Consider the following 16,553-nt stretch of genomic DNA (forward strand, 5'->3'; position numbering starts at 1 on the left):
ACATTATCAGAAGCGACGGCACCTTATGCTTGATGCCGTCGCTCTGGACACCTTCTGCCTCAATGGCTCGTGGCGGCTTCTCCTGGTTGTCCTGATGTCCTCGTTGCCTTTCTCGTCCGCAGGAAGAGAACGAACGGGAGCACCGAGGCCGTGCACCACATCAACACGTAGAAGACATCGATATAGGAAAGCATCATCGCCTGTTGCTGGACGCTCTGGTAAAGGGCGGCAAGTGCCCGGCTGTGTGAGCCCAGTTGTTGCGTCAGCGTGGCGATGGTCTCTCTGTAGTAGGGGTTCAGCTCGTTTACGGTTTCCGTGATGCGGCTCTGGTGAAACTGGTCGCGTCGTTCCAGCAACGTCTGGGTCAGTGAGATACCGAAAGCGCCGCCAAGATTTCGGAAGAAATTCAGCATGGCCGACGCCTTGTCGCTGTCTCCCGGCGGCAGGCCGATATAGGCGACCGTGGTGATCGGGATGAACAGGAAGGGAAGGGCGATGGACATGGTAAAGCGACCCCACGCTGCATCCGCGAATGTGCTTTCCAGATTGAAGCCCGAAAAAGTGTAGAAGGCGAGTGCCTGCATGCCGAAGGCGGGCAGCAGCAACAGGCGGGGATCGACCTTGCTGGTCAACACGCCTGATATCGGCATCATGAAGATTGCAATGAAGCCGCCGAACGTCAGCACCAGTCCGGCATTGTAGGCGGTATAGCCATAGACCTGCTGCAGCATCTGCGGAATGATCTGAATGGTACCGAAGACCAGCATTCCAAGTAGCAGCATCATGATTGTCGCAATCGCCAGGTTCGGCGTCCGCAACAGTTTCAGCGGAACGATCGGGTCGTCGTGCTTGAGCTCCCAAACGGTGCCGACGCCGAGGCCGATCACGGCCATGACGATCATCACCCTGATCAGGTTCGAATCAAGCCAGCCTTCGGTCTGGCCCCGGTCGAGCGTGATCAGCAGTCCGGCCAGGCCAAAGGCCCAGAGCAGGAAGCCGATATAATCGACCCGCAGACCTTTCTTCAGGCGCTCCTTGCGTTCGCGCACCAGAAGCTCCGGCTCGCTGACGAGAAAGTAGACGAGGAAGAGGGCGATGATGCCGACCGGCAGGTTGATCAGGAAGATCCAGTGCCAGGAAATCGTGTCGGTGACATACCCGCCGATGGTCGGCCCGATAATGGGAGCCACAACGACGACAAGGCCGAATGCGGCGAAGGCCTGGCTCCGCTTTTCCGGTGGGAAGCTGTCGCTGAGCATGGACTGTTCAACCGGCGCCAGTCCGCCGCCCCCGATGCCCTGAAGCACGCGCGCAGCGATCAGGAAGCCGAGATTGGGAGCAAGGGCACACAGCACCGAGGAGGCCGTGAACAGGAAGATCGAGATCATGAAATAGCGCTTGCGGCCGATCGCCCGGGACAGAAAGCCACTGATCGGAATAACAATCGCGTTGGCGACCAGATAACTGGTCACCATCCATGTCGCCTCGTTGTCCGATACGCCGAGACTGCCGGCGATATTGGTGAGCGAGACATTGGCAATCGACGTGTCGAGGATTTCCATGAACGTCGCTATGGAGACGACGAAAGTCATCAGCCATGGCGACCGTGTTCCGGCGGCCGAGCGTTCGTTCGACCAGTCCTGACCGGGGATGGAGCCGGCCATCTCAGTCGACCTTGATGTTGGTTGTCACGGACATGCCAGGGCCAAGCACATAACGGTCCGGATCAGGGTTGGTCATGGAAATGCGAACCGGGACACGCTGGACCACTTTCACGAAGTTGCCGGTGGCGTTCTGCGGCGGCAAAAGCTGGAACGCCTGCCCGGCACCCTGCTGGATCGACACGACCTTGCCCTTGAAGTCCGTCGAGGGATAGGCATCCACATGGATGTCGACTTCCTGTCCGGGGCGGATCCGGTCGAGCTGTGTTTCCTTGTAGTTGGCTGTCACGAAGATGTCGTTGGGAACCAGTGCCATCATCGGCGCGGCCTTGGTGGCGAAAGCGCCGACACCGACGTTGTTCTGAACAATCGTTCCGGCCTGACTTGCAGTGATGGTGGTGTAGCCGAGCTGGATGCGGTTGGCATCCACCTGCGCCTTCGCAGCCTTGATCGCGGCATTGGCAGCAGCGACTTTTGCTTCGGCAACGCCGACATTCGTATTCGCGGTCGCAAGAGCCTGTTCGGAGGCCTTTGCCTGCGCTTCGATCTGCCGCGCGTTGGCCTGGCTGTCATCGACCGCCATATCCGATATCGCAGCGGAATTCGATTGGAACAGACGCTGGTTGCGCTCGAAGTTCTTCTGGGCGTTGTTTGCCTTCACGTTGGCCGCGTCCAGGTTGGCCTCGGCTTCCGCCGCCTGTTGTTTGGCCTGCGCGACGCTTGCCTCCGCCTGCTGCTTTTCCGCTTGCGCCCGTGCCAGTTGTGCGGTCGCCGTTTCCAGTGCCGCCCTTGCCGGAGCAGGGTCGATTTCGATCAGGAGGTCACCTTCCTTTACGGGAGCATTGTTGCCAACCGCGACCTTGATCACCTGGCCGGAGGTCTGCGGTGTGACCTGAATGATGTCCGCATCCACAAAGGCGTCGTCGGTGCTTTCATAGGGCGCTACGTTGATCCAGTAGTAAAGGACGGCGGCAACGATTGCCGCTGCGAGCCCGAGGAGTAAGATCAGAAAGACGGGACGACGCCAAAACGGCTTTTTGGGCGCGGTCCCGCCTGTCTCAGTCTCACTCTGTGCATCGCCGGTCGATGGCGCGGACCGGTTGTTCGTTGCCGCGTCGGCGGTCAAACCCGCTTCATCCGGGGCGCCAGAACTGTCACCCGTACGCCGATCTAGTTTTTCCATTTGAAGTTTCCCTGAATGGGCTTGTCGAGGATGTGATCCGACACGCGGAAACGGCAGGCCGCCGGAGAGGCGCCTGCCTTGCTTGCGTGGCTGTAACGCAAATGCGGTTTCGTTTCCATCTATTGGATCACATAGAGATAACTTACAGAACAGCTTGCGGTTTCAAACAGATTGATGCTGCGACAACTTGACCATTTTCGGGGAAGCATTCGCCGTTCATTGGAGAGCAAACAGAACGACCTGTCTGTCGTGCGTCCCGTTCAATCGAAAGAAACCTGGAGCGCTGGTCATTCCAACATGCCTTTTCGTGCATCGACTGCGATACGAAGGGAACGCAAATTACGGAAACCAAATCCCAAGACCATAGAATGATCGTGCTTCAAGCAAAATTGCGGAGCCGTGTTGTCTTTGTTTGAGACATATAAATATTCCATAATCAAAATTATGCGTGCAGCCCGTGTGGCTGGGGCACATTCCGAACCGCAATAACGGTGCTCAAAGCTGGATTCCTGCCCCTCCGATCCTTGGTTTGCAACACAACATGGCAACGTTTCAGGCTGACGGAGCGTGCCGAACATGGTTTGCTTGCCGCCGGTCAGATGAGGATCCGGTATTTTGGCAAAATCGATAAGACTGTTAGTGCGTGTGGACGATGCAGGTTCAAGTTGGTCGTCAAACATCGGCTGCTTGAAGGCGTGTACCGATGGAATTGCTCGCAGTGTCGAAGTTATGATGCCGTGCCCATGGGTAGCGCATGCGGCTCGGCTGTTTGGAGAGCGTCCGGAAATAGATATCGGGATCCACCTGACACTCACCAGTGAATGGGAGGGTGTGAAGTGGCGGCCGCTTACCCCTGCCAAGTCTCTGAGGGATGAGACGGGCGCGTTCCTTCCGCTGCTGACGCCGAGAGATGGCGACAGCCGCCAATCTCTCACAGAAAGTGATTGGTCAATCGACGACATTGCCAACGAATTGAAAGCACAGATCGACCTTGGAATGGCGATGTTTCCGCACGCCTCCCACATCAGTTCTCACATGGCGCGACACTTCAAGGACTTCGACCCGAAAGTTGGAGAGATCGTGTCGGACCTCTGTTCTGAGGCAGGCCTCAAGGACGATCCGTTTGGAAGCGGGCTTCCGAGAATAGACGGCTACCCCAAGTTTCCGCGCAATGCAGAAACTCGCATTTCTGCTTTCACGTCAGAATTAGCTGAGCTTTCGAGCGGAACCTACATCTTCATCGACCACCCCGCAGTTGAATCGGCTGAACTGAGAGAAACAGGCCATTGTGGGTATGAAGACGTACAACAAGATCGGCTTACCTGCCTTCAGACGCTCACCAGTGATGTTTTGCGGAAACAGGTCGAGAGACTGGGGATCGAGTTGATCAGTTACAGGGACATCTAGCCAAGATCATCCATTTCCGCAGTGCTGACATTTGGAGGGCAACACCCCTCCCCTTACAGGTTTTCCCTGTTTCCGACGATCTGCAGGGCTGATTTCTGCTTCGTGAACTTGATGCTGAAAGCATCTGTCACTCCACACTGATCGAAGCAGATGGTCCCTCCTATTTGGACAGGGAGATGATCTCCGCCCCAAGCTCCCTGGACACGTTGCAGAAGCTATCCAGCAACGCATCTTCCAGTTCCGGCAGACCGGTACCGGTTCGACGGAAAAGCCCCCACTCGTAGGGAATCTGTTCAACCAACGGCACGATCCGGGCGCCAGCGACCGCGATCCCGCGGGCCGAGACACAATCGACCAGCGCAATACCCAGGCCTTCGGTCGCGGCCCGAATAGCGTTGAGGGAACTGTTGGTGACAAGTTCGGCCACCGGTTCGACCCCATGCTTGGCCAAGTGCGCGTTTATCGCATGCCGAATTCGATAGGAATTGCCCAACGACAGCAGCCGATACTGGCGGAAAAGCGCGACGTCCAGCGGTTCTGTCGGCAGGTCGGGCGGGAGAACGGCCACCAGTCCGGCGCGCGCCACGCAGAGACAATCGAGCTCGGAATGAGACAGCGGCATGGCACAAGCGCCGTAATCCACTGCCCCGGAAAGCAGCACCTGGGCCAGGTGTTCTGCATCCATTGTCTGCAGGCTGACCTTCGGTGGCAGGCCTGAATGACGATCAAGCGCTGCCAGCATTCCCGGTACCAGACCCGCAGCCATAGCGGGGTTCGCCACCAGTGCGAGCGATTGTATTCGCCCCTCGCGCAGGCTGGTCGCGCGTTGCGTGACCTGCTCGAAGGAGGCGAGAAGCTGCCGGGCGTCTTCAAAGAACTGCACGCCTTTGGACGTCGGCGAAATACGCGGGCCGTTTCGGCGGAAGAGCTCGAAGCCGATGGTTGCCTCCAGATCGCGTACCATGCGGGTCACAGCCGGTTGCCCGATCCCGAGCTGTCGTGCGGCACCTGTCATTGAGCCTGTTGCCATTACGGACACAAAAACTTCCAGTTCGCGAATGCCGAGAGTTTCATTATTTCCGTTTGACATGATTGCGCCTACATGATCAGAAAACATGATAAAGAAGCTTCTATCATGCGTTGTTGGCATTTTTAGCATGTCAATGCCGTATTCGCCATGTGGAAAGTCCTGCTATGACAACATCTTCTGCCGCTCTGGCCGTGATCGACGGCCGTGTTCTGGACGCCCTGAATGCCAGGCGCCCCGCGTTCGTAGAGGGGATAGAGACCTGCCGTGATGCTGTCTTGTTCCCCGAGGAAGATCTCGGCTTGTCATCCGACCTGCGCGCTGCCCTTGGGCGCCGGGTGGTAGCAACCGCGGAAAATGTCCTGCTGCTTGAAACCTATCCCGCGCCGGGGACGGCGGATCTGAAGGCTCTGGCCTCTGGCGAAATGCCGACGGATCCAGCGCTTGCAGCCTTGGCGCGGCATGCGGACATGATTGCGCGCGAACCGGCGACTTCGGGGCCACAGCATCTGCAGTCTCTTCAGGACGCCGGGTACAGCGTGCCACAGATCATCGCCCTGTCGGAACTGCTTGCCTATGCCTGCTACCAGATACGTGTGGTGCATGGCCTCAACTTGCTGGCCGATAAAACGGATGTGCTGGAACAGGTCGAACCGGGGTCGAGTGAAACAGACGGAATTCCTCAGATTAGTCTGAAACCGCTGACCTGGACGCCCTATTTGCCACCGGTGGAGATCGCGGATGCCACGCCGCGCCAACTCGAGGCAATGAAGGTCACTCCCTCGGCCAAGAAGGTTTCGCCCTATGTGCGCACTCTGGCGCACGATCCTGACAGCTATGTAGCCCGGACAGTTCTTTTCAACGCCATCATGTACGCAGACGGTGGCCTGAACCGTGCGGATCGGGAACTCGGTGCGCTGGGGGCGTCGCTCGTCAACGGGTGCCAGTATTGTGCGAATGTCCACGCGCGACAGTATGCGCGCCTGAGTGGCACGGCGACGACCTCGGCTCTTTTTGCCGGAAGGCGTGACGCTCTTTCCCTGCGTGACGGAACAATCATGGATTTTGCCGAGGCCCTGACGGCAACGCCTCCTCTTGCTGATACCAGCCATATCCAGCGGCTGAAAAGGGTCGGCTTGGATGATGCCGAGATTCAGGACCTGGTGCACTCCATTGCCATTTTCGGCTGGGCCAATCGCCTGATGCATCCGCTGGGTCATTCCAGCTAACGGCAGACCCGGCAACTCTGACCCCATCTTGGCTTCCGCGTTTCAAGCGTGGCTGCCAGATGGGGTTTTTCGTGCCCGGTCACGCGCAAGAAGAAGCGTCGTTTCACCCATCCGGAATGCGACTGATGGCCGGTGAGGAGCGGTTAGTGCGCATTTTTTGGAATAATAAGCTTCCTATTATGCCTATTAAGGCATCATTACGCTCAAATTATTTGCTTTTTGGCCTCAGGAATTGATCTATGTCATTTTTGAATTGATTCCGTCGATCAATTCAGAAAACATCAGGTCATGAACAAAAGAGACCTGCAAACCTTTCTGAAAGTCGCTGAAACCGGAAATGTGACCCAGGCAGCCGAACTGCTGGATCGGTCACAACCATCAGTGACGCGCTGCCTTCAGGACCTTGAAAGCAGCCTCGGCTTCGCGCTCACCGAAAGAGTGGGGCGCCGCATTTCGCTGACCGCCGAAGGGGTCGCTTTCGAGGAAGAAGCCCGCCGCCTTCTGGCGATGTTTGAAGATCTGCCGGCTCGTACGCTCGCCCGTGCGAAAGGTTCTGCTTTGCCCATGTCGATTTCGGCAACTTCCGCGTTGGGCACCGGGTTGGTTCCTCACGTTCTTGAGCGCTGGCCGGAGGCGGATCGCCCAAAAGAAATCCGGCTGATGCAGGCGGCGCCCAACACGGTGGCCCAGGATCTCTTGAGCGGGAATGCACGGATCGGCTTGTCTTCCTTGCCGCTTGATGTGCCCGGCGTGACGGCCGAGCGCGTCTTTTCTGCGCCGCTTGTCGTTGCGCTTCCCGAGTCTCGTGCAGCTGAATTTCCCGAGAACGTTCCCGTATCCCTGACCCAGGTTGCCACCAACACGGTGGTGACGATGCTGGATCAGACGCGTCTCCAGGGCCGCATTCTGCAGGCTCTCGATAAGGCCAGTGTGCATCCTGAACGCGCGATCCGCGTAAATTCCTCCGTTTCTGCGTTGCAGTTCACGCGTCTGACCGGAGCCACGGCCATCGTCGAGCCGATTACCGCCCATGGCATGCGGCCGTCGGGCGTCATCCTGCGGTCGCTGGTGGAGCAGATCGATTTCTCGATCGGCTTCTTCGCCGCAGCAGGTCTCGCAGGCGCGCGCGACACCAAGGAATTCTTCGACCTGTGCGAAGCGACCCTGTTTGATCTCATCCCTCAAGTCCGCCGCATCGACGGCCCACTCCCTTCCAATACCAGAGACTGAAAATGACACATGACCTCGCCGGCATTGCTGGCCTTGAAGCCCGTCTTGCCAAGGATTTGAGCCTCCTTGAAATGCCTTCCAAGTCCTGGGTTCCGGCTCGGACGAAGGATGGGCAACGAGTGCGTGACGTGATCTTCGTCGGCGCCGGCATGTGTGGGTTGACGGCGGCCGCACGTCTGATGCTGTCCGGCGTGGACAACATTGTCCTCTATGACGCAGCTCCGGAAGGTTTTGAAGGTCCCTGGGAAACCTTTGCCCGCATGAACACCCTGCGCTCGCCGAAGACGCTTGCCGGGCCGGCTCTCGGCCTCCCGGCTTTGACGTTTCGCGCCTGGTTCGAGGCGCAATGGGGCGAGAAGGAATTCGACGCTCTCGGCAAGATCCCGAAGGGCATGTGGATGGATTACCTGCGCTGGTATCGATCTGCACTGAAGCTGCCGGTCGTCAATGAAACCCGGGTGACCGGTGTCCTGGATGCCGGAGAGAATCTGATTGCCGTGAGCCTCCTGGATGCCGAGGGACCGCGCACCGAGTATTGCCGTCACCTGGTCCTTGCCACGGGCCGTTCGGGGCTCGGCGGCGGCGCTGTCCCGGGGTTCCTGGAAAAGGTGGATCGCCGGTTCTGGGCGCATAGTGCCGACGAAATCAACTTTGGGTCCCTACAGGGCAAGCGTGTGGCCGTTATCGGTGCAGGTGCTTCCGCAATGGACAATGCGGCGACAGCCTTGGAAGCAGGGGCTGCCAGCGTTGACATGTTGATCCGCCGCAAGGACTTGCCCCGGGTGAACAAGATGACCGGGATCAGCAGTCAGGGGGTCGTGCATGGAATGCGCCATCTGCCTGACGCCTGGAAGTATCGCTTCAACGACTACGTCAACGATCAACAGGTACCGCCTCCTCACACCTCGACTTTGCGTGTCACGAAACATCCGAATGCGCGCACCTTCCTGGGGTGTCCGGTCGAGGACGTGATCGAGGCTGGTGATCATGTCATCGTCAAGACGCCCCATGCCGATTTCGAGATGGACTTCGTGATTGCGGCAACCGGCTTCCGCAACGATTTCACGGGCCGCCCGGAATTTGCTTCCTTCTCCGGCCAGATCAAAACCTGGAAGGACGGTGTCTACGAACCGTCGATGGGCTCTGCCAAGCCCTTCATGGTCGATGCGCCCTATCTGGGGGATGCCTATGAGTTTCTTGAAAAGGACCCGGGCAGTTGCCCGATGCTGGCGCGTATCCATTGCTTCAATGATGCCGCGATGCTCTCCCACGGGAAGCTTTCCGGCGATATCCCGGCCATTTCAGCGGGTGCGGATCGATTGATGCGTGGCATCGTTTCCGAGGTCTTCGCGGCCGACGTCGAGATCCATTTTGCGGGTCTGCAGGCCTATGACGTTCCCGAGTTGCAGGGGGATGAATGGGTGGATTCCACTCCAAGCCTGATGGAAGCCGTGAAATGACGTCGCAAACTTCCGGTCGTGAAGACTATATCACCCTGAACGGATGCCGTTTCCGCTACTGCATGGCCGGTGAGCACCATGAGGAGACCATCATCCTTCTTCACGGTGGACGCGGAGCGGGGGACTATCTCGGCGAGTGGGCGGCCTATTCCGCCCTTGCCGACAGGTACCGGGTCATTGCCTTTGATCAACGTGGCTGCGGTCTGAGCGAAATCGCCTACCCCATGAACTTTCGTCAGTACGCAGATGATGTGGAAGCCTTCCGCCGTCATTTCTGTGGCGACGACGGTAAAATCATCCTGCAGGGCGGCAGCTTTGGAGGGATGATTGCCCTGACCTACGCCGTTCACTATCAGCACCATCTCAGCAGGCTGATCCTGCGCGGCACCGCTCCAAGCCACCATCACGAAGCAGAGGCCATCGAGACCTTCAAGGCACGGATCGACAAAGTGCCGTCCGCGTCTGCGGAAATGATCGACAAGCTGTTCGGCACCACCATTCAGGACGACACAGAATTCCGTTTGATCTGGTTTGCCCTGCAGCCGCTCTACTACGAGGTTTTCGACCCCAACAGCGCGTTGGAGCGTACGCGGACCATGCATCTGCACGCCGAGACCCACAACGAGATGTTCCGGGAAAAGGAATACGACCTGCGTGAGCAGCTCAAGGACATGACCGTCCCCACCCTCGTCTTCTGCGGGGAGAAGGACTGGATCTGTCCGCCGAGCCAGACCGGGTTGATTGCCGAACTCTGCCCGAATGCCGAATGCTGGCTCGTGCCGGGCGCCAATCATTCCTGCCACCTCGAGAAGAACGATGAGGTCCTGACGCGGATCCGTACATTCCTGGAGGGTGGTAGCACATGACCGGTTTCATTCTCCGAAGACTGGCTGAATCCCTGTTGGCCGTATGGGGTGTCGTGACGATTGTTTTCTTCGTCACCCGCGTCCTCGGCGATCCGGCAGCCCTGCTGCTGCCCATCGGCGCGTCCGAAGCCGATATTCAGGCCCTTCGTGTACAGCTCGGGCTGGATCAGTCCCTGATAGCGCAATATGGCCATTTCCTTGTGAATGTGGTTCAGGGCGACTTCGGCACGTCTTTCCAGCATGGCCGTGGCGCAATGCAGGTGGTTCTGGAGCGGCTGCCGGCGACCGCTGAACTTGCCATCAGTGCCATTGTCATCGGACTTCTCATCGGTGCCGTCGCCGGGTCCATCGCGGCCCTGAAGCGCGGCAAGGCGATTGAGCTTGTCGTAATGGCCGTGGCGCTGTTGGGACAGGCTACCCCGGTCTTCTGGCTGGGGATCATGCTGATCCTCTTCTTTGCCGTGAACCTCGGCTGGTTGCCGACCGGAGGGTATGGAACGCTTGCCCATCTGGTCCTGCCGGCCTTCACTCTGGCGGTCTTCGTTTCCGCTTCGATCGCTCGCTTGCTGCGATCCTCAATGCTGGAAATCCTGAAGGAAGATTATATTCGAACGGCCAAGGCCAAGGGTTTGCTGCGGCACACAGTGTTCTTCTGGCACGTGGCGCGCAACGCCCTCATCCCCGTCGTGACCATGACCGCTATTCTGACCGGTGAACTTCTGGGCGGTTCGGTGGTGACGGAAACCGTCTTTTCCTGGCCGGGCATCGGGCGGCTGATCATTCAGGCCATCGAGGCCAAGGACTTCCCGGTCATTCAGGCCGGTATCACCCTCATCGCCACGATCTTCGTTCTCATCAACTTCCTCGTCGACCTGCTCTATGGCGTGCTCGACCCGCGTATTCGCGCCAATCGCTGAGGAGCCGGACCATGAAACATTTCTTCAAGGATCTTACGAGTTCGAAGGCGGGTCTGTTTGGCGCGGTGCTGCTGGTGATCATCGTTGCCCTGGCTCTGTTGGCGCCAATGCTGCACCTGCCGGATCCGACCCGTGGTGACCTGCGCGCGCGGCTCGCCGGCCCGACCTGGGACGGTCTCTTCAGCCCTGGAGCCCACCCGCTGGGAACAGACGAGGTGGGACGCGACATTCTCTCGCGGCTGATCTTCGGCTCCCGCATGACGCTGATGGTTGCCTGCACCGCAGTGGTGCTTGGAGGCATCGTCGGAACAATCCTGGGTATTCTTGCCGGTTACAAAGGCGGCTTCGTCGACAAGTTGTTGATGCGATTGGTCGACATTCAGCTGGCCATTCCCCTGATGCTTCTTGCGCTTCTGATTGTCGCGGCCCTCGGCCCTTCAATCCAGAATGTGGTGCTGGTGCTGGCCCTGACCTCCTGGATCCGATATGCGCGCATCATTCGTGCCCAGGTCCTCAGCCTCAGGGAGCGTGAGTTTGTGCAATCGGCCCATGCCATCGGGGCGTCGACCTTGCGGATCATGTTCCTGCACATCCTGCCGAATGTCATGACACCTGCCCTCGTCGTCGGCACGCTGGAACTTGCCCGCATCATCATCATGGATGCCGCCCTGTCCTTTCTCGGTCTCGGCGTTCAGCCGCCGACCCCGTCCTGGGGTCGCATGCTGGCGGACGGCCGCGTCTACCTCTCCTCGGCATGGTGGGCTGTGACTTTCCCCGGTCTCGCCATCGTGCTGACCGTGCTGTCGGTAAACCTCTTCGGTGACTGGCTGCGCGACTATTTCGACCCCAAAACCCGGAGCGCCAAATGAGCCTCGAAACCACAGCCCCCCGCCCCCGCATCGCACGCCTCAAGGCGGCGATGGCCGAGAAGGGCATCGATGCGCTGGTCTCCTTCAAACCCGAGCACACTTTCTACATGTCCGGCTTCAACCCGGTGCTCTACTCGCATCCGGTGGTGATGATCCTGCCGGCGAATGGCGAGCCGACCCTGCTGGTTCATGCTCTGCGCGATGCGCACGGCCGCGACGAGGGCTTTGTTGAGGATACGCGTGCGTATGGTGTGTGGTCGACGACGAAGACCATGGGCCCGACCTGGCCGGAAGCCCTGCAGAAGATCCTCGGTGAGAAGGGGCTGGAAAATGCCACCATCGGGCTGGAAGCAGACAGCACGCCAATCGCGCGCTGGCAGCAGGTCCAGGGTTTGGTGCCGAATGCCAGGTTGCAGGACAGCTCCAAGCTGATCGACCGTTGCCGTCTGGTCAAGGATCCGGACGAGATTGAAATGGCCCGGGTTGCTGCCGATCTCGCCGACCGCGGCATGGACGCTGCCATTGCAGCACTGGCGGCAGGCGGCACGGAGCGCGACGCCCATACGGCCTCGCAGCTGGCCATGAACAATCACTGGACAAAGAACCTGCCCGACAGCATCGAAGTCGCGGATTTTGGTGGGCTAGAAGGCGGCATGGTCAACGGCCTTGCCACCTGGGTTCTTTCCGGTGAGCGCATGTTCCGCAACTGCGACAATTCCATTGCGCGCAAGCCTGAGCAGGGTGAGACATGCGCAATCTTCATCTGGTCCGTCGCCAACGGTATTCACGCCGAAAACGAGCGCACTGTCGGCATCGGGGCTTTGCCTGAAAAGCGTCGGCGCGCTCTCGAAACCATCCTCTCGATCCGCGAGCAGATTGCCCCGGTGATGAAGCCGGGCACGCGCCTTGCCGAACTTTACGAGATCACCAAGGCTGGTCTGGTGAAGGCGGGCTATGACGCCAACATCCCCGGCCGTATCGGTCATACGATTGGTATCGGTGCGCATGAGCACTTCTCCATCGATGGCAAGTCCGACGTCATTCTCGAGCCGGGCATTCTTTTCACTCTGGAACCCAACTTGCGCGTCCCCGACCAGGGCGTGGCCACTCAGATTTCGGACACGATCCTGATCACCGAAGATGGCCACGAGTTCCTGACGAAATCGCGTGGCGGCTATATCGAGGTCTGACGTGGCTCTGCTTGAGATCAAGAACCTGACGATCGAGTTCGACACCCCAGGCGGTATCGTCCATGCCGTCAACGACCTCAGCTACTCCATCGAAGCTGGCGAAACCCTTGGGATTGTCGGTGAAAGCGGATCGGGCAAGTCTGTCCACATCCTTGGGATGCTGGGCCTCCTGCCCTGCCCTCCGGGACGGATCGTCTCCGGTGAAGCCTGGTTCGATGGCAACAACCTGATGGCTCTTTCCGACCGCGAGCTGCGTGAGATCCGTGGCGGCCAGATCGGCATGGTCTTTCAAGATCCGATGTCTTCGCTCAATCCGGTGCTGACTGTCGGACGGCAGCTGAAGGAAGTTCTTCAGCGGCACACGACCCTCAAGGGCGACGCGCTGAAAGCGCGAATGGTGGAGCTGCTCGACATCGTCGGCATTCCCCATCCGGAAGCCCGTCTTTCGCAATACCCACACGAGTTTTCCGGCGGAATGCGCCAGCGTGTTATGATCGCCATCGGCATGTCCTGCAATCCGCGCCTCCTGATCGCCGACGAGGCAACCACGGCGCTGGACGTGACCGTTCAGGCACAGATCCTCGATCTGGTGCGCAAGTTGAAGGAAGACTTTGGCACGACGGTTATCTGGATCACCCACGACATGGGTGTGGTGGCGGAGCTCGCCGACACGATCCAGGTCATGTACGGCGGCCGGATCATGGAACGTGGACCGGTGCGTCCGGTGTTCCATGATCCTCGATCGGCCTACACCTGGGGGCTGTTGAATTCCCTGCCCGACGAGGGCGCGCGAACACAGCGCCGCCTTTACCAGATCCCCGGCAGCCCGCCCGACATGGCCAATCCGCCCGCCGGCGATCCCTTTGCCCCGCGCAATCCTTTCGCAACAGAACGATGCCACCAGGAGGTTCCCGTCTTGCGTGATGTCGGTGACGTGCCGGGCCACAAGGTCGCCGCCTGGTACGACCTGCCAGCCTTGCTGGCGGCCGAGAAGGAGAAGACGCGATGAACAGCCTTCCCGTTCTGGAAGTCAACGGCCTCATGCGCAGCTACGGCGGCGGCAAGTCGCTGTTCGGTAAGCGGAAACCGGTGATTCATGCCATCAACGACGTCTCCTTCAAGATTGGCGAGGGCGAAACTCTCGGTCTTGTCGGCGAATCCGGTTCCGGGAAATCGACGACGGGGCGAGCGGTATTGCACCTGGAAACGCCGGATGCAGGGTCGGTGCGGTTTCGCGGGAATGAGCTGACGCTTCTTGGGCCCCAGGGGTTGAAGCCATATCGCCGTCAGATGCAGATGATCTTCCAGGATCCCTATTCCGCGCTCAATCCGCGTATGAAGGTCGGACGCTTTGTTGCAGAGCCGCTGGTGGTGCACGGCGTTGAAAAGGGGTCTGCCCTTCGGGATCGGGTTGCGGAACTCTTCAAGCGCGTCGGTCTCGATCCAAGCTTCATGTCGCGCTATCCGCATGAATTCTCCGGCGGCCAGCGGCAGCGGATCAATATTGCCCGTGCCATTTCGCTAAACCCCGCTTTTATCGTCGCGGATGAGCCGATCACAGCGCTTGACGTGTCGATCCAGGCGCAGATCGTCAACCTGTTTCAGGATCTTCAGGACGAATTGGGACTGGCCTATCTGTTCATCGCCCATGACCTGTCGATGGTTCGATATCTCTGCCAGCGCGTGGCCGTGATGCTTCGCGGCCGGATTGTCGAGGTTGCCCCGACCGAGCAGATCTTCTCCGATCCGCGCCACCCTTACACCCGCTCGCTACTTGCCGCGATCCCGATCCCCGATCCGGACCGACGGCGCCCGGACCGCACCCCTTTTGACGTTGCCGCAAACATTCCGGCACGTGAAGCGCAGATGGTCGAAGTTGCGCCCGGCCACTTCGTCCTCGATCAAACCACACAATAAGAGCCAAAAGGCCCCAACCTTCAGAAGATAGGGAAACAATGACCAGACTTACCAAACTTCTCGCCGGCTCGGCGATTGCGTCCATGCTCACGCTCCCCGCCTTCGCGATGGATGTCACCATTGCGCAGACCTCCGCCGTGAACACGCTCGACCCACATGGTTCGGCCTCTGTCGGTCTTGACCTGTCGGTCCTCAGCCATGTTTACCCGACCCTGATCCTGCGTCAGCCGGACTATAAGCTCGTTCCCTCGCTTGCAGAGTCCTGGGAAGCGGTCGACGATCTGACCTGGAAGTTCACGCTCGTTCCCGGCGCCAAGTTCGCAAATGGCGAGCCACTCGATTCAGAAACCGTGGCCTGGAACATCGAGCGGGTGACCAACCCCGACAAGCCGATGAGGATCTCTTCCTGGTTCCGCCAGATCGAGTCCGTAAACGTGATTTCGCCGACCGAATTCGAGATCAAGACTTCCTCACCCTATCCGGCCCTTCCGGCGCAGCTTTCGATGTTCATGCTGCTCCCGCCGAAGTGGGCCTCCGAGCATGATCCCGTCACCGAGACCATGTCCGGCTTCAAGTACAAGATGGTCGAGAATGTTCCCGGCGATCACATCACCCTTGAGCCGAATCCGGACTTCTGGGGCACGCCGGCGCAGTTCGATCATGTGACCTTCCGCGTCATTCCCGAAACGGCAAGCCGTATTGCGGCCCTCATGGCGGGGGAAGTCGACCTGATCAACAAGGTGCCTGCTTCCGAGATCGGACGCATCAAGGAAAGCCCGAAAGCCGATGCCGGTGCTGTGGACAGTACCCGCTCCGTGTTCATCAAGCTCAACACGGAAAAGGCTCCGCTCGACAACAAGAAATTCCGCCAGGCCCTGAACTATGCCGTCGACAAGACCCTGATTGCAGAGGCGCTGTTCGACGGGCTGGCAACGGTTTCGAAGTGTCAGGTCATGACGCCCGACTATTTCGGCTACAACCCGGATCTGAAGCCCTATCCGTATGATCCGGAAATGGCCAAGAAGCTCCTGGAAGAATCCGGTGTCGACCTGAGCCAGACCTTCGAATTCGAGCTGCCCGCTTCCACCTATCTGCAGGGAGAAGAAGTTACGCAGGCCGTGGCCCAGATGTTCGGCGATGTTGGCGTGAAGACCGAAATCCAGACCATGGAATTCGGGGCATATCTCGACAAATACCGCAAGGCGCATGACCTTGGCCGGATGTCTCTCCTTGGGCAGGCCTGGGCAACCATCGACGCTGACGGTCTGTTGACATTGTTCAAGCCGGGCAACCAGTATTCCTACTGGAATGACGCGGCGTTCGATGAACAGCTCGTGGCCGGTGGTTCGACTACGGACGAAGCTGCGCGCAAGGCTGCCTACAAAAAGGCCACCGAGATCATGTGCGACGAAGCACCAGTCGTCTTCCTCTATGCCCAGCCGGCCACTTATGGGGTCTCCAAGAACGTGTCCTACAAAGCGCGTGGCGATGACTGGATGCGTGCTTACGACATGACGCCAGCCCAGTAATCTAGGGTCTGTCAAAAGAAGGCGGACGGCGAAGACCGCCCGCTTTCATTCTCATCTGCGGAGCTCGC

At 59.1% G+C, this 16,553-nt stretch carries 14 protein-coding genes; 11 read left to right on the plus strand and 3 right to left on the minus strand.

From position 1 onward, the window contains the following. Positions 1–59 precede the first annotated feature (59 nt). The gene (locus tag AC2A6O_RS15365; RefSeq protein ID WP_498928328.1) at positions 60–1,664 is read right to left on the minus strand and encodes a DHA2 family efflux MFS transporter permease subunit; all 1,605 of its coding nucleotides are present in this window, start codon (positions 1,662–1,664) and stop codon (positions 60–62) included. A 1-nt stretch (position 1,665) separates the two neighbouring features. Next, positions 1,666–2,844 carry an HlyD family secretion protein gene (locus AC2A6O_RS15370; RefSeq protein ID WP_148584028.1) on the minus strand — a complete coding sequence of 393 codons (1,179 nt, stop codon included), beginning with the start codon at positions 2,842–2,844 and terminating at the stop codon, positions 1,666–1,668. Positions 2,845–3,483: 639 nt separating this feature from the next. Here AC2A6O_RS15370 and AC2A6O_RS15375 point away from each other — a divergent pair. Then, complete coding sequence (locus tag AC2A6O_RS15375; protein ID WP_498928330.1) at positions 3,484–4,251, plus strand: ChbG/HpnK family deacetylase; 768 nt, start codon at positions 3,484–3,486, stop codon at positions 4,249–4,251. A 160-nt stretch (positions 4,252–4,411) separates the two neighbouring features. On the opposite strand, the gene AC2A6O_RS15380 is transcribed toward AC2A6O_RS15375, so the two are convergent. Next, positions 4,412–5,341 (minus strand): LysR family transcriptional regulator, encoded by a 930-nt coding sequence (locus tag AC2A6O_RS15380; RefSeq protein WP_162530021.1) that lies wholly within the window; start codon positions 5,339–5,341, stop codon positions 4,412–4,414. A 614-nt stretch (positions 5,342–5,955) separates the two neighbouring features. On the opposite strand from AC2A6O_RS15380, the gene AC2A6O_RS15385 reads away from it, so the two are divergent. The 10 genes from AC2A6O_RS15385 (at position 5,956) to AC2A6O_RS15430 (ending at position 16,485) form a co-directional block, all read left to right on the plus strand. Then, complete coding sequence (locus AC2A6O_RS15385; RefSeq protein WP_498928735.1) at positions 5,956–6,507, plus strand: peroxidase-related enzyme; 552 nt, start codon at positions 5,956–5,958, stop codon at positions 6,505–6,507. Positions 6,508–6,795: 288 nt separating this feature from the next. Then, positions 6,796–7,737, plus strand: coding sequence for a LysR family transcriptional regulator (locus tag AC2A6O_RS15390; RefSeq protein WP_148584031.1), 942 nt, complete (start codon positions 6,796–6,798; stop codon positions 7,735–7,737). A 2-nt stretch (positions 7,738–7,739) separates the two neighbouring features. Further along, a complete protein-coding gene (locus tag AC2A6O_RS15395) occupies positions 7,740–9,197 on the plus strand; it encodes an NAD(P)-binding domain-containing protein (protein ID WP_498928333.1) in 1,458 nt (485 codons plus the stop codon). Beyond that, positions 9,194–10,063 carry an alpha/beta fold hydrolase gene (locus tag AC2A6O_RS15400; protein WP_498928335.1) on the plus strand — a complete coding sequence of 290 codons (870 nt, stop codon included), beginning with the start codon at positions 9,194–9,196 and terminating at the stop codon, positions 10,061–10,063. Before AC2A6O_RS15395 ends, AC2A6O_RS15400 begins: the two co-directional genes overlap by 4 nt. Beyond that, positions 10,060–10,980 carry an ABC transporter permease gene (locus AC2A6O_RS15405; RefSeq protein WP_148584034.1) on the plus strand — a complete coding sequence of 307 codons (921 nt, stop codon included), beginning with the start codon at positions 10,060–10,062 and terminating at the stop codon, positions 10,978–10,980. The genes AC2A6O_RS15400 and AC2A6O_RS15405 overlap by 4 nt, the downstream gene beginning before the upstream one ends. An 11-nt stretch (positions 10,981–10,991) precedes the next feature. After that, entirely contained in the window at positions 10,992–11,849 is an 858-nt protein-coding gene (locus tag AC2A6O_RS15410) for an ABC transporter permease (RefSeq protein WP_148584035.1), read from the plus strand. Further along, positions 11,846–13,039, plus strand: a complete 1,194-nt coding sequence (locus AC2A6O_RS15415) for a M24 family metallopeptidase (protein WP_498928338.1) — start codon at positions 11,846–11,848, stop codon at positions 13,037–13,039. The genes AC2A6O_RS15410 and AC2A6O_RS15415 overlap by 4 nt, the downstream gene beginning before the upstream one ends. A gap of 1 nt (position 13,040) precedes the next feature. After that, a complete protein-coding gene (locus AC2A6O_RS15420; protein ID WP_498928340.1) occupies positions 13,041–14,048 on the plus strand; it encodes an ABC transporter ATP-binding protein in 1,008 nt (335 codons plus the stop codon). Continuing rightward, a complete protein-coding gene (locus tag AC2A6O_RS15425; RefSeq protein WP_148584038.1) occupies positions 14,045–14,956 on the plus strand; it encodes an ABC transporter ATP-binding protein in 912 nt (303 codons plus the stop codon). The genes AC2A6O_RS15420 and AC2A6O_RS15425 overlap by 4 nt, the downstream gene beginning before the upstream one ends. 38 nt (positions 14,957–14,994) lie before the next feature. Beyond that, positions 14,995–16,485: an ABC transporter substrate-binding protein gene (locus tag AC2A6O_RS15430; protein ID WP_148584039.1), complete on the plus strand. Its 1,491-nt coding sequence runs from the start codon at positions 14,995–14,997 to the stop codon at positions 16,483–16,485. The last annotated feature ends 68 nt before the right edge of the window (positions 16,486–16,553 follow it).

The sequence above is a fragment of the Labrenzia sp. ATLA3 genome (assembly GCF_057180185.1).

Coding starts and splice junctions, on each gene's coding strand:
- AC2A6O_RS15380 (WP_162530021.1), bottom strand. CDS start 5,341: ATGTCAAACGGAAATAATGAAACTCTCGGCATTCGCGAACTGGAAGTT.
- AC2A6O_RS15400 (WP_498928335.1), top strand. CDS start 9,194: ATGACGTCGCAAACTTCCGGTCGTGAAGACTATATCACCCTGAACGGA.
- AC2A6O_RS15390 (WP_148584031.1), top strand. CDS start 6,796: ATGAACAAAAGAGACCTGCAAACCTTTCTGAAAGTCGCTGAAACCGGA.
- AC2A6O_RS15430 (WP_148584039.1), top strand. CDS start 14,995: ATGACCAGACTTACCAAACTTCTCGCCGGCTCGGCGATTGCGTCCATG.
- AC2A6O_RS15370 (WP_148584028.1), bottom strand. CDS start 2,844: ATGGAAAAACTAGATCGGCGTACGGGTGACAGTTCTGGCGCCCCGGAT.
- AC2A6O_RS15425 (WP_148584038.1), top strand. CDS start 14,045: ATGAACAGCCTTCCCGTTCTGGAAGTCAACGGCCTCATGCGCAGCTAC.
- AC2A6O_RS15395 (WP_498928333.1), top strand. CDS start 7,740: ATGACACATGACCTCGCCGGCATTGCTGGCCTTGAAGCCCGTCTTGCC.
- AC2A6O_RS15405 (WP_148584034.1), top strand. CDS start 10,060: ATGACCGGTTTCATTCTCCGAAGACTGGCTGAATCCCTGTTGGCCGTA.
- AC2A6O_RS15365 (WP_498928328.1), bottom strand. CDS start 1,664: ATGGCCGGCTCCATCCCCGGTCAGGACTGGTCGAACGAACGCTCGGCC.
- AC2A6O_RS15415 (WP_498928338.1), top strand. CDS start 11,846: ATGAGCCTCGAAACCACAGCCCCCCGCCCCCGCATCGCACGCCTCAAG.
- AC2A6O_RS15410 (WP_148584035.1), top strand. CDS start 10,992: ATGAAACATTTCTTCAAGGATCTTACGAGTTCGAAGGCGGGTCTGTTT.